General features: G+C 76.4%; 11 protein-coding genes and 1 pseudogene. 7 read left to right on the forward strand and 5 right to left on the reverse strand.

Translation table 11 applies throughout. From position 1 onward, the window contains the following. The 3 genes from AB0O29_RS31645 to AB0O29_RS31655 form a co-directional block, all read right to left on the reverse strand. On the reverse strand, window positions 1-476 hold a 476-nt coding region (locus AB0O29_RS31645), incomplete at its 3' end, for an NUDIX domain-containing protein (RefSeq protein ID WP_365158534.1). 9 nt (window positions 477-485) lie between these two features. Continuing rightward, complete coding sequence (gene lnt, locus AB0O29_RS31650) at window positions 486-2,120, reverse strand: apolipoprotein N-acyltransferase (protein ID WP_365158537.1); 1,635 nt, start codon at window positions 2,118-2,120, stop codon at window positions 486-488. 112 nt (window positions 2,121-2,232) lie between these two features. Further along, window positions 2,233-2,748 (reverse strand): hypothetical protein, encoded by a 516-nt coding sequence (locus tag AB0O29_RS31655; RefSeq protein WP_365158540.1) that lies wholly within the window; start codon window positions 2,746-2,748, stop codon window positions 2,233-2,235. Between the two features lie 151 nt (window positions 2,749-2,899). Here AB0O29_RS31655 and AB0O29_RS31660 point away from each other — a divergent pair, with 151 nt between their 5' ends. Beyond that, on the forward strand, window positions 2,900-3,382 hold the full coding sequence (locus AB0O29_RS31660) for a VOC family protein (protein WP_365158543.1): 483 nt from the start codon (window positions 2,900-2,902) through the stop codon (window positions 3,380-3,382). Between the two features lie 24 nt (window positions 3,383-3,406). Here the strand turns inward: AB0O29_RS31660 and AB0O29_RS31665 are convergent, their stop codons facing one another. Next, complete coding sequence (locus AB0O29_RS31665) at window positions 3,407-4,471, reverse strand: NAD(P)/FAD-dependent oxidoreductase (RefSeq protein ID WP_365158546.1); 1,065 nt, start codon at window positions 4,469-4,471, stop codon at window positions 3,407-3,409. Between the two features lie 120 nt (window positions 4,472-4,591). Here AB0O29_RS31665 and AB0O29_RS31670 point away from each other — a divergent pair, with 120 nt between their 5' ends. Beyond that, window positions 4,592-5,221 (forward strand): TetR/AcrR family transcriptional regulator, encoded by a 630-nt coding sequence (locus AB0O29_RS31670; protein WP_365158549.1) that lies wholly within the window; start codon window positions 4,592-4,594, stop codon window positions 5,219-5,221. A 36-nt stretch (window positions 5,222-5,257) separates the two neighbouring features. Here AB0O29_RS31670 and AB0O29_RS31675 read toward each other — a convergent pair whose 3' ends face one another. Further along, window positions 5,258-6,058, reverse strand: a complete 801-nt coding sequence (locus tag AB0O29_RS31675) for an aspartate/glutamate racemase family protein (RefSeq protein ID WP_365158551.1) — start codon at window positions 6,056-6,058, stop codon at window positions 5,258-5,260. A 330-nt stretch (window positions 6,059-6,388) separates the two neighbouring features. Here AB0O29_RS31675 and AB0O29_RS31680 point away from each other — a divergent pair, with 330 nt between their 5' ends. The 5 genes and pseudogenes from AB0O29_RS31680 to AB0O29_RS31700 all read left to right on the forward strand — a co-directional run. Beyond that, window positions 6,389-7,558, forward strand: a complete 1,170-nt coding sequence (locus tag AB0O29_RS31680; RefSeq protein WP_365158554.1) for a glycosyltransferase — start codon at window positions 6,389-6,391, stop codon at window positions 7,556-7,558. Between the two features lie 267 nt (window positions 7,559-7,825). Next, window positions 7,826-8,275, forward strand: a pseudogene (locus AB0O29_RS31685) (DUF6643 family protein); the annotation flags it as partial. 319 nt (window positions 8,276-8,594) lie between these two features. Next, window positions 8,595-9,422: an MOSC N-terminal beta barrel domain-containing protein gene (locus AB0O29_RS31690; RefSeq protein ID WP_365158556.1), complete on the forward strand. Its 828-nt coding sequence runs from the start codon at window positions 8,595-8,597 to the stop codon at window positions 9,420-9,422. 293 nt (window positions 9,423-9,715) lie between these two features. Continuing rightward, window positions 9,716-10,333, forward strand: coding sequence for a hypothetical protein (locus tag AB0O29_RS31695; protein WP_365158559.1), 618 nt, complete (start codon window positions 9,716-9,718; stop codon window positions 10,331-10,333). 143 nt (window positions 10,334-10,476) lie between these two features. Next, on the forward strand, window positions 10,477-12,047 hold a 1,571-nt coding region (locus AB0O29_RS31700; protein WP_365158562.1), incomplete at its 3' end, for a right-handed parallel beta-helix repeat-containing protein.

A 12,047-nucleotide genomic window follows, 5' to 3' on the forward strand; every position in this document is an offset into this window, starting at 1 on the left:
GACGAGGAGCCCGTCGGGCCGGCGCTCCAGCCGCTGGGTGGTTGTCCGGAGTGTCGTCCATCTTCCGAGTGTGGGGCGGCGGTCGGGGGCGGGGCGAACCAGGCCACCTCCAGGAGTTCCCCGTCGGCCGGGCGGGCCTCGCCGCCGGTGGCCCGGCAGCGGAAGGTGATGTCCTGGTACTGGCAGACGTCGCCGTTCGCGTAGGTGACGGGTTCGAGCATCTGGACGAGGACGACCCGCTCGGGGACGCACCGCACCGCCGTCTCCTCGTACACCTCGCGCACGGCCGTCTCGGCGGGCTGCTCGCCGGGCTCGGCGATCCCGCCGACGACCGACCACCGGCCGGTGTCGGCGCGGCGCCCGAGCAGCACCCGGCCCTCGTCGTCGAAGACGACGGCGGTGACGCCGGGCAGCAGGAGCAGCAGGTGGCCGGCGCCGGCCGCCCGGATCTCGCGGATGAACTCGGGGGTGCTCATGCGCCGACCCTACGGGTTGGCGCGGCGGGCGCGGATCCTGCGGACGAGGAGGCCGGCGAGGCCGCCGGCGGCGACGAGGACCAGCGCGTACTCGGGCAGCGGGCCCAGCCGGGTGGCCGGGGTCTCGGTGGAGCGCAGCGGGATCTCGTCGACGAGGGCGTCGGCGGTGAACATCTTCGTCTGCTTGACCACCGTGCCGTCGGGCCGGATGACCGCGCTGACGCCGCTGGTGACGGGGACGAGGACGCTGCGGCTGTGCTCGACCGCGCGGATCCGGTCCATGGCCAGCTGCTGGTAGGTCATCTCGGTCCGGCCGAAGGTGGCGTTGTTGCTGGGGACGGCGATGACCTGGGCACCGGCCCGGACGGTGGAGCGCACGGCGTCGTCGAAGGCGGCCTCGTAGCAGGTGACCATGCCGACGCCGGTGCCGGCCATGTCGAAGACGCCGGGCTCCTTGCCGGGGCCGAAGTCGCGGCGGACCCGGTCCACGTCGGAGCTGAAGAGCCGGACGAAGGAGCGCATCGGGATGCGCTCGCCGAAGGGCTGGATCTTGCGCTTGTCGTAGGTGGCGACGGGGCCCTTCGCCGGGTCCCACAGGATCATCGTGTTGCGCAGCGGGCCGGTCTCGGGGGCGAGGACCGAGCCGATGGCGGTGGGCACGCCGATGGCCTTGACGGCGTTGTCGATGACGGCGTGGGCGTCGGGCTGGCTGAACGGGTCGATGTCGGAGGAGTTCTCCGGCCACACGACGAAGTCGGGCTTGGGGACCCGGCCGGCCCTGACGTCCTCGGCGAGCTGGATGGTGCGGTTGGCGTGGTTGTCGAGGACCTGGCGCCGCTGGGCGTTGAAGTCGAAGCCGGCGCGGGGCACGTTGCCCTGGATGACGGCGGCGACGGCGGTCCCGTCCTCGGCGGCGTCGGAGACCAGCGGACGGGCGGCGAGGGCCGCGCCGACGGGGGCGGCGACGGTGAGGGCGGCGAGGGCGGCGGCCGTGCGGGTCGGCTGGCGGCGGGCGGTGCGCGCGGCCGCGTACAGGCCGAATCCGCACAGGGCGACGGCGAAGGACAGCAGCGGGGTCCCGCCGACGGCGGCCAGCGGTACGAAGATCCCGTCGGCCTGCCCGTAGGCGAGCCGGCCCCAGGAGAACCCGCCGAAGGGGGCGCGGGCGCGCAGGGCCTCGACGGCGACCCACACGGCGGCCGACCACACGGGGGCCGCGGGCAGCCGGCTGACGAGGGCGATGCCCAGGCCGGCGAGGCCGATGAGGAGGGACTCCAGGGTGACGAGGGCCAGCCACGGCACCGGGCCGACGCCCTCGCTGGTCCACACGAGCAGCGGCAGCAGGTAGCCGAGGCCGAAGAGGAAGCCGAGCCCGAAACCGGCGCGGGCGCGGCGGCCGCGCAGGCAGCCGGCCAGCAGGGCGAGCGCGAAGGGGGCCAGCCACCACAGGGGGCGGGGCGGGAAGCTGAGGTAGAGCAGCGCTCCGGCGAGGGCGGCCAGGGCGGGGCGGGCCAGGCGGGCGGCCCAGCGCTTCCCGGCGGACGGGGAGGCCCCGGCGGCGGCCGCGCCCGTGGTGTCCGCGACGGCTGGTCCGGCGGGCTGCGAGGGCTCGCTCTCGGCGGCCCGGGTGACACTGCTGCTCATCTGGCGGAGTGTACGTGGCCGCACCCCATGGGCCGGTAAGGCCGCAGCCCGCTTCCGGTTCCGGTTCCGCTTGCGGCTCGCTCGCGGCTCCCGCTCCGGCTCCCGCTCCGGCTCAGCGGGCGAGGGAGCGCAGGTGGGTGCGGATGACGCGGACGGCGTTCTCGGCGTCGTCGACGGTGACCGTGAACAGCTTCCCGTCGCCGAGCCGCAGCTCCACGCCCTCCCCGCGCCGGACGATCACCGCGGTGCCCTTCTCGGGCCGCCAGCGGTATCCCCAGCCGCCCCACTGCTGCGGGGTGACCCGGGGGAGGAACTCGGCGGCGGTGACCTCCGCGAGCCGGATCTTGCGGCGCGGCAGCCCGATGTGGCCGCAGCGGACCTCCATGGCCTCGGCGTCGACGGTGACGGCGACGTACACGAAGGCGAGGGTGCCGTAGAGGATCAGCAGCCCGGCGGCGAGGCAGCCGATCACGGACATCAGCAGCGGAACGTATCCGGAGGCCCAGGAGTTGTCGACGGCCAGCTCGACACCGAGCGCGAGGCAGGCCGCGCCGGCGGCGGCGAGGAGCCACTGCGCGCGGTTGGAGGCCCGGCCCGTCCAGAGGGGACCCGGGGGGTGACCCGTCATGAGCAGCAGCGTACCCACGTTCCGCATGACCGCCACCGCCTCTGCGCCACTCGGCGCATCCCGCTCCCGGGGCCGGCCGGCCCCGGCCCTCCGCGGTGCGCGCCTGCCCGCCCTTGACCTCGATCAAACTTGAGGTTCTACGGTCGGCCCCATGACGCAGCAGACGCATGACGCGACGAACGGTCCGACGATCCCCGAGCGCTACCGGACGGCGGTGGTGCCGCACATCGCGGTGGCCGACGCGGCGGCCGCCCTCTCCTTCTACGCCCGGGCCTTCGGCGCCGTCGAGGAGGTCCGGCTCGACGCCCCGGACGGCACGGTGCTGCACGCCGAGATCCGGATCGGCGGGGCGGTCCTGATGCTCGGCGACACCGCCCCCGGCAGCCCTTTCTCCTCCCCCGCCACGCTCGGCGGGACCTCGGCCGCCCTGCACGTGTACGTCCCCGACGTGGACGCGCTGGCGCGGACCGCCGTGGCGGCCGGCGCGGAACTGGTCGAGGAGCCGGCCGACCGGTTCCACGGCGACCGCACCGCCGTGCTGCGGGACCCGTCGGGCCATCTGTGGGTGTTCCTCACGCACCTGGAGGACCTGTCCGGGGAGGAGCTGGAGGCCCGGCTCGCGGGAGCGGTGTAGGGAGACCCCGGCCGGGCGGGGCCCTCAGCCCGGCAGCAGCCCGGCCAGGGCGTCGCGCAGGGCGGGGCGGCGGCCGGTGACGAACCGGTGCAGGGTCCGGGAGGCGAGGGCCACGCGCTGCGCGCTGCGGCGCCGCTCGGCGTCGTAGGCGCGCAGGGCCGCGGGCAGCCCGGCCGGGCCGCCGCGGGCGGCGACGGCCCGGGTGAGGGCCTCGGCGTCGAGGAGGGCGGTGCAGGCGCCCTGTCCGAGGTTGGGGGTCATGGCGTGGGCGGCGTCGCCCACGAGCGCGATCCGGCCGCCCGCCGTGAAGGCCGGGAGGGCGGGGTGGAGGTGGCGCATCTCGTAGCGGATCCAGGAGGCCGGGTCGGTCTCGGCGAGGACGCGCGGGACGGGGTCGTGCCAGCCCGCGAAGGCGGCCCGGACCTCGCCGGCGGTGGTGGCCTCGGGGACGGCGGCGTACCAGTTGGTGCGGCCGGGCTCGACGGGGGTCATGCCGAAGAAGCGGCCGTCGCCCCAGGTCTCGCCGTAGACGCCCGTCTCGAAGTCCGCGATGCCGATCCAGGCGACGGTGCCGATGGCGCGCACGCCGCTGCGGGAGCCGAAGTGGGCGGTGCGGACGGTGCTGTTGATGCCGTCGGCCCCGACGACGAGGTTGGCGGCCGCCGCACGCGGGTCGGTGGACGGGTCGGTGAGCGGCCGCCCGTAGGCGACGTCCGCGCCGCCGAGCCGGTCGAGTTCGGCGAGCAGGGCGTCGAGCAGGTGGGGGCGGGATATGAGCAGTTCGGGGCGGCCCGCCTTGCGCTCGACGCGTTCGAGGGGCAGGGCGGCGAGCACCCTGCCGTCCGGGCGGCGGATCCGGGCGTGGCGGTAGGGCACCGCCCGCGCCCGGAGGGCGTCGCCGAGGCCGAGCCGGTCGAGGGCGGCCTGGGCGGTGGGGTGGATCGCGAAGGCGGTGCCGTAGTGCTCGGGGGCGGTGCGGCGTTCCAGGAGCCGTACGGTCCAGCCCGCGCGGCGCAGCCCGATCGCGGTGGCGAGCCCGCCGACGCCCGCACCCGCCACCAGGGCGGTGCCGTTCGTCCCACTGCTCATGACATGTCCTCCGGTTCGCCGAACGCACGGGATCACACCAGGGGCCCACGCCGCGCGCACATAACCACCACGGCCGTGGTACCTCGTCTGTGGTACCACGGCCGTGGTTAAGCTGGCAACGTGAACCAGGAACGCAGGGACCGGCTGAGCGACGCCGCCGTGGCCGTACTGGCGGAGGCGGGCGGGCGGGGTCTGACGCACCGGGCCGTCGACGCCGCCGCCGACGTGCCGCCGGGCACCGCCAAGAACTACTTCCCGACCCGCGACGCGCTCCTGCGGGCCGTGGCCGAGCGCTGCCTGGAGCGGTACCGGGCGCTCGCCGGCGCCCTGGCGGCGGCCGGGCCGGGCCCGTCGGACCGGGCGGGACTGGCGGCCCTGCTGGCCGGGCTCCTGCGGGACGTGGCCGGGCCGGGCCGGGCGCGCATGCTGGCCTACCTGGAGCTCCAGGCCGAGGCGGGCCGCCGGCCCTGGCTGGCCGGCCTGCTGGACCCGATCGGCGCGTCCGACTTCGCCCTGTACGGCGCCCTCCTGGCCGGCGCCGGCCTCCCGGCGGACCCGGCCCGCACCCGCGCCCTGACCCTCGCCCTCCACGGGGCGATCCCCCACCTCCTGGCCGCCTCCCCGGCGACCCTCAAGGCGGCGGGCCTGACCGACCTGGACGGGTTCGCCGACGCGTTGCTGGCCCACGTGTGCGGCGAGGTGCCGGACGGGGCCGCAACGGATGGCCGTCCTGGGGGTACCGGGCTCTGACCCGGGCGATCCCGGAGAGGGGTCCGGGCTACCGCCCTACCGCCCCACCCCGGCACCCTGTCCCGAGCCCGCCAGCAGGCGGCCCTCCGCGTAGCCGAGGGCGGCGGCGGGGAGCGCGGACGGGCGGCCGCTGTGGAGGACCGTCAGGGTGCCCGTGCGGGGCAGTTCCGGTGCGGGTTCGGCGCCGATCCGGCGCAGGGCCTGTACGGCGACGGCCTCGGCGGAGCCGTGGAACCGCAGCCGCGCTCCGCCGGTGCGGGCGGCCAGGGCCGTGCGGATGGCCTCCTCGACGAGTTCGTAGTGCGTGCAGCCGAGGACCACGTCCGTGACGTCGGCCGGGGTCAGCTCCGCGGCGGCGGCGACCGTGCGCGCGATGGCCTCCTCGTCGCCGTGCTCGACCGCGTCGGCGAGGCCGGGGCAGGGCACCTCGGTGACCCGGGCCCCGGCGGCGAAGTCGCGGATCAGGCCGCGCTGGTACGGGCTGCCGGTGGTGGCGGGGGTGGCCCAGATCGCCACCCGCCCGCCGGCCGCCGCGGCGGGCTTGATCGCCGGGACGGTGCCGATGACGGGGATCCCGGGCTCCAGGTCGGCCCGCAGGGTGGCCAGGGAGTGCACGGAGGCGGTGTTGCAGGCCACGATCAGGGCGTCGGGCCGCAGCTCCGCGGCGGCGCGGGCGACGGCGCGGGCCCGCTCGGTGAGGTCGGCGGGGGTGCGGGGGCCCCAGGGCATCCCGTCGGGGTCGGAGGACAGCAGCAGATCGGCGTCGGGCCGCAGCCGACGCGTCGCGGCGGCCGCAGCGAGGAGGCCGATTCCCGAGTCCATGAGCGCGATCTTCACCGGGTCACCCTAGTCGACGCCCCCGCCCACCGCCCGAACTCCACCGCCGCAAAGAGCGGCAATACGTAACAAACGGGGCGCGCATTGGCCGGTCCCGGCCCCGTCGCCCGCCCGATGCCCGCGCCACCCCGCGTCCACACCCTCCCGCGTCCACGCGACCCCGCGTCCGCGCCACCCCGCACCCGCGCCACCCGCGCCCTCCCGCGTCCGCGCCACGTTCACCCCGCCGCCCCGCGTCCGCGCCGCGTTCACCCCGCCGCCCCGCGTCCGCGCCGCGCCGCTCGGCCCGGACGCGGGACACGCCCCGGCCGGGTCGGCGACACTGCCGCCATGGGCCTCCTCATCGCCGCCTACGCCTCCCTCGCCGCCTGGCTCTGGCTCACCCTCGCCCAGGGCATGTTCTGGCGCACCGACGTCCGCCTCCCCCCGCGCACCGCCCCCGCCCGCTGGCCGTCCGTCGCCGTCGTGGTCCCGGCCAGGGACGAGGCCGAGGTGCTGCCCCGCAGCCTGCCCTCCCTGCTCGCGCAGGACTACCCCGGCGAGGCCGGCATCGTCCTGGTCGACGACGGCAGCACCGACGGCACCGCAGCGCTCGCGCTCCGCCTGGCCGCCGAGCAGCCCGGCCTGCCCCTCACCGTGCTCACCCCCTCCGACCCGCCGCCCGGCTGGACCGGAAAGCTCTGGGCGCTGCGCCACGGCATCGGCCACGTGACCGGGGTGGGGGCGCAGGCCCCCGCGTACCTGCTGCTCACCGACGCCGACATCGCGCACGAGCCGGACAGCCTGCGCGAGCTGGTCGCCGCCGCGACCTCCGCGGACCTCGACCTCGTCTCCCAGATGGCCCGGCTGCGCGTCGCCAGCGTCTGGGAGCGGCTCGTCGTGCCCGCCTTCGTGTACTTCTTCGCCCAGCTGTACCCCTTCCGCCGGATCAACCGCCCCGCCGCGCGCACCGCGGCCGCCGCCGGGGGCTGCGTGCTGCTGCGCACGGAGGCGGCCGTGCGCGCCGGGATCCCGGACTCCATCCGGCAGGCCGTCATCGACGACGTCGCCCTCGCCCGGGCGGTGCGGCGCTCCGGCGGGCGGATCTGGCTCGGGCTGGCGGAGCGGGTGGACAGCGTGCGGCCGTATCCGGCGCTGGCGGACCTGTGGCGGATGGTGTCGCGCAGCGCGTACGCCCAACTCCGCCACCGGCCGCTGCTGCTGGCCGGGACGGTGGCCGGGCTGGCCCTGGTCTACCTGGTCCCCCCGGCGGCGTTCCTCGCCGGGCTCGCGGGCGGGCGGCCCGCCGTCACGGCGGCCGGAGGGCTGGCCTGGCTGCTGATGGCCGGCACCTACCTGCCGATGCTGCGCTACTACCGCCAGCCGGCGGCGCTCGCGCCGCTGCTGCCCGTCACCGCGCTGCTGTACCTGCTCATGACCGTCGACTCGGCCGTGCAGCACTACCGGGGGCGCGGGGCGGCCTGGAAGGGGCGTACCTATGCCCGCCCCAGCGACGCCTGAAACCACCCGGGTGGGGGAAATGCGGACTGACGGGCCGTCATGCCGACGTCGCCCGAGGTCACCGCGTTATGACAGAGCGTCAGCCCCGGATAGGTGCAACCGCCAACCGGCGAGTACGAGTGGGAATAAGCCGGGGCGCATGTGGCGAATCGTGCAGGTGAACGTCAAGTGAAAGCTGAGGCTCTGACCTGGGAATATGCAGGTCAGAGCGGTGTTGGCGGCACCTGGCTATGGACCCGGTGAAGTCGTGGGCTTAACTTGTCTCCCATGACCTCCCCCCGCTCCACTTATGGCGGCGGTTACTACTCCGCGCCCTCTTTCCCGGACACCCCCATCTACGACTCCCTGGTCGCAGAACGAGGGACTCCGCAGATCGCCCCGATCCGCGTTCCGGCCGCCTACGACTCCCCCGGTGCCGGGTACTCGAGCGGTGGATACCTCCCGGCCCTCGCCTCCTCCCTGCCCGCGCTCCCGCCCGCGTCCCCGCAACCGACGCCGGCCCCCGCGTACGGGTACGGGTACCAGCAGCAGCCGGCCGCGCCGGCCCCGATGCCGGTTCCGCTTCAGCACGCGCCCGCCCCGTTCGTCCCGCAGCAGCAGCTCGCGCCGCGGGCCGGGTTCGTCCCGCAGCCCCAGCCGCAGCAGCCGCGGCCGCCGGCGGCGGGCACCGGGTACGAGGCCATGCGCCCGGCGGCCCCGCGCCCGATGGCGGCACCCGTGCCGATGGCGGCCTCGATGCCCATGGCCGCCTCCGTGCCGATGCAGGCGCCGATGCAGATGACGGCCCCGATGCAGATGGTGTCGCCCGTGCCGACGGCCGTGCCGACCGCCGCCGCCGTCCCCTCGTACCAGGACCCGTACGGGGGCCAGTACCAGAGCCGCGGCTACTGAGCCGACCGCACGGAGCCCCGGCCGCACCGGCGCCGGGGCCGGGGGCCCGAGGCCGCCGGGCGCGGCCGGAAACCAGTGGCCGGAAGCCTGCGCCCTGCGCGAAACGACCTGGTGAGGGGGCCCGGGCGGCTGGCAAGATGCCCCCATGTCGAACTTGTACGTCCAGTCCCTCCACGTCCATCCCGTCAAATCGGTTGCGGGGACCTCTCCCGACGAGATGACCGTGGAGCCCTGGGGTCCGGCCGGCGACCGCCGCTGGGCCGTCGTCGACACCACGGGCGCGGTCATCACCCAGCGCCAGCAGGCGCGCCTCGCCCTGGCCTCCTCCCGCCCGCTGGCCGACGGCCGGATCGGGCTGTCCGCGCCCGGCATGGCGGACCTGGTCGTGGAGGTGCCGGAGCCGGGCCCGCTGGAGCCGGTCGTCCTGTTCGGCAAGAAGGTCGACACGGTGGCCGCCTCGACGGCCGCCGCCGAGTGGTTCAGCGCCTACCTCGGGGTGCCCGCGCGGCTGGTCCACCTCGACGATCCGGCCGTCCGCCGGCCCGTGGACCCCGACTACGCCCTGCCCGGCGAGACGGTGAGCCTCGCCGACGGCTATCCGGTGCTGCTGGCCACCACCGCCTCGCTGGAGGACCTCAACTCCCTGATCGCCACAGGGGACCACCCCGACGAGGGGCCGCTCCCCATGAACCGCTTCCGGCCCAACCTGGTGGTCGACGGTCCCCTCGAACCCTGGGCCGAGGACGGCTGGCTGCGGATCGCGATCGGCGACGCCGTCTTCCGGGGGGTGCGCGAGTGCGGGCGGTGCATCGTCACCACCACCGACCAGGCCACGGCCGAGCGCGGCCGCGAGCCCCTGAAGACCCTGGCCCGCCACCGGCGCATCGGCAAGTCGCTGGCCTTCGGGCGCCTGCTGGTGCCGGTCGTCCCGGGCACGGTGCGCGTGGGCGACGAGGTACGCGTCCTGGAGTGACCCCGCCCCCGTCCCGGACCCGCCCCGCTCCCGGCTCCGGCCCGGCCGCCACCGACCACGGCGGACGGGCGCGCAGGGGGAATGACACCTTCGAGGGGCTCCCGGGGCCCGCTGGAACCAACCGGCGGCGCGGGGCCGTTGGAGCATGCGGGACGAACGCGGACCCGTCGGGGCACGAGCACCGGATCGGGTGACGGGCGCCCCGCGCGTCCCGGAATGCGCGTCCGCGGGACATGCGCCAGGCTTGGACGCGCGGACAGACTCAGACTGGCATGGGCAGGGGGAGCCGGACCGTGCGGACGGCAATGGGTGTGTGGCGCTGGCGGCGCAATCCGCTGCGCAGGCGGACCGACCTGGTCGAGGCGTGGGTGGCCTGCGTCGCGCTGGTGTGCGTGCTGCTGGTGGCCCCGGCCGTCGGGTGGGCCGCCGGCCTCCGGGTGGACGGGATCCTCCAGCGCGCGGCGCGCGAGCAGCGGCAGGAGCGGTACCTCGTCCCGGCCGTGGTGGTCCGGCCCGCGGGCGCGGCCGCCGCACGGGCCGGAGCGGCCGCCGATCCGGCGGCGCAGCGGACGGTCCCGGCGCGGACGACGATCGTGGCCTCGTGGACCGCGCCCGACGGGACACGGCACGAGGGCGCCGTGCCGGCGGCGGAGGAACCGCCCCTTCCGGGCGACCGGTTCCGGATATGGACCGACATCCGGGGCCGGCTCGTGGGACGGCCGCTCGACCCCGGCGCCGCCTCCTTCCACGCCGCCATGGCCGGGCTGGCCGCCGCGCTCACCGCGGCCGCGCTCGCGGAGACGCTCCGCCGCCTCGTCGTACGCCGGCTCATGCATCGGCGGTACACGCGTCTGGACCGGGCGTGGGCGGCGGCCGGGCCCGACTGGGGGCGGGCGGATGCGGGCAGCTGACCTGGCAACTCCCGGGCCCCGCGCGCGCTACGGTGGATCCGCAGGCCCGTCCGGCCGCTTCGGCGGCCCGGGGGGCCGCGGCCGCTTCAGCCGCTCCGGCCGGTCCGGCAGCGCGAGTACGAGGGTGGGGGCACGGCAGCACGATGGCTCAGGGCACGGTCCAGGTGACGCACGGCGGGGCCTCGCGGTGGCGGCGGCGGTCAGGTGAGTATCCGACGCTGAGCGCGGCCCTGGAGGCCGCGGGCGACGGCGACGTGCTGTCCGTCGCCCCGGGGACCTACCGGGAGAACCTGGTCCTGGTCCATGCCGTCACCCTGCGCGGGCCCGAGGGCGCGGCGGCCGGATCGGTGCGGATCGCCCCGCTGGACGGGGTCGCGCTGACGGTGCGCGCCTCGGCCGTGGTGCAGGACCTCTACCTGGAGGGGGCGGACCGGGCGGCGCCCGCGCTGCTCGTCGAGGAGGGCTCCCCCGAGTTCAGCGACCTGCGCGTGCACACCCGGTCGGCGTCCGGCATCGAGGTGCGCGGCGGGGCCCGTCCCCTGGTCCGCCGGTGCACGGTGGAGAACCCGGCCGGGGTGGGGATCGCCGTCCTGGACGGCGGGGGCGGGGTGTTCGAGGAGTGCGAGGTGGTCGCCGCCGGGCAGGCCGGGTTCTCGGTGCGCGGCGGGCACCCCCGGCTGGAGCGCTGCCGCATCCACCACGCGATCGGCGCGGGCATCGCCGTCACCGGCGAGGGCTCGGGGCTGGAGGCGCTGGGCTGCGAGGTGTACGAGATCAAGGGCAGCGGGGTGCAGGTGGCGGCGCGGGCCGCGGCCCGGCTGACGGACTGCTCGGTGCACCGCACCTCGGGCGACGGGGTCACCCTCGACACCGACGCCGTGCTCGCGCTCTCCGGCTGCGACATCCACGACATCCCGGAGAACGCCGTGGACCTGCGCTCCCGGTCCGTGCTGACGCTCAGCCGCACCACGGTCCGCCGGTTCGGGCGCAACGGCCTGTCGGTGTGGGACCCGGGGACCAGGGTGGAGGCCGAGTCCTGCGAGATCCACGACAGTACGGGCGACTACCCGGCGGTGTGGGTCAGCGACGGCGCCACCGCCTCCCTGGCCTCCTGCCGGCTGCACGACGTGCCGGACGCCCTGTTCGTCCTGGACCGGGGTTCGCGCGCCGACGTGGTGGACAGCGATCTGGTCCAGGTGCGCAACACCGCCGTCTCCGTGAGCGACGGCGCGACCGCCCGGCTGGAGGACTGCCGGATCCGGGAGGCGGGCACCGGGGCGTGGTTCCGGGACCATGGCAGCGGCGGCACCCTGAGCGACTGCACGGTGGACGGGGTGCAGACCGGGGTGATCGTCACCAAGGGCGCCGACCCGGTCCTGGAGCGGGTCTCGGTCGGCTCCCCCGCCGAGGCCGGGTTCTACGTGTCGGCGGGCGGCCGGGGCACCTTCACCGGCTGCCGGGTGACGGACAGTTCCGGCTTCGGTTTCCACGTCCTCGACGGCTGCCGCGCCACGCTCACCGGCTGCCACACCGAGCGCTGTGCGCGCGGGGGCTACGAGTTCGCGGAGGACGGGCCGCTCGCCGAGGGGTGCACGAGTGACGGGCCGGGGGCCCGGCTCACCGCCGAGGCCGCCTCGGGCTCCGCGCCCGCCGGGGCGCGGCCGGGGTGGTGGTCGAGCCGCCGCCGTTGTAGGCGGAGTTCGACAGGCCGACG

It is taken from the genome of Streptomyces sp. NPDC089915 (genome assembly GCF_040684675.1).
In the GTDB taxonomy this organism is placed as follows: Bacteria; Actinomycetota; Actinomycetes; order Streptomycetales; family Streptomycetaceae; genus Streptomyces.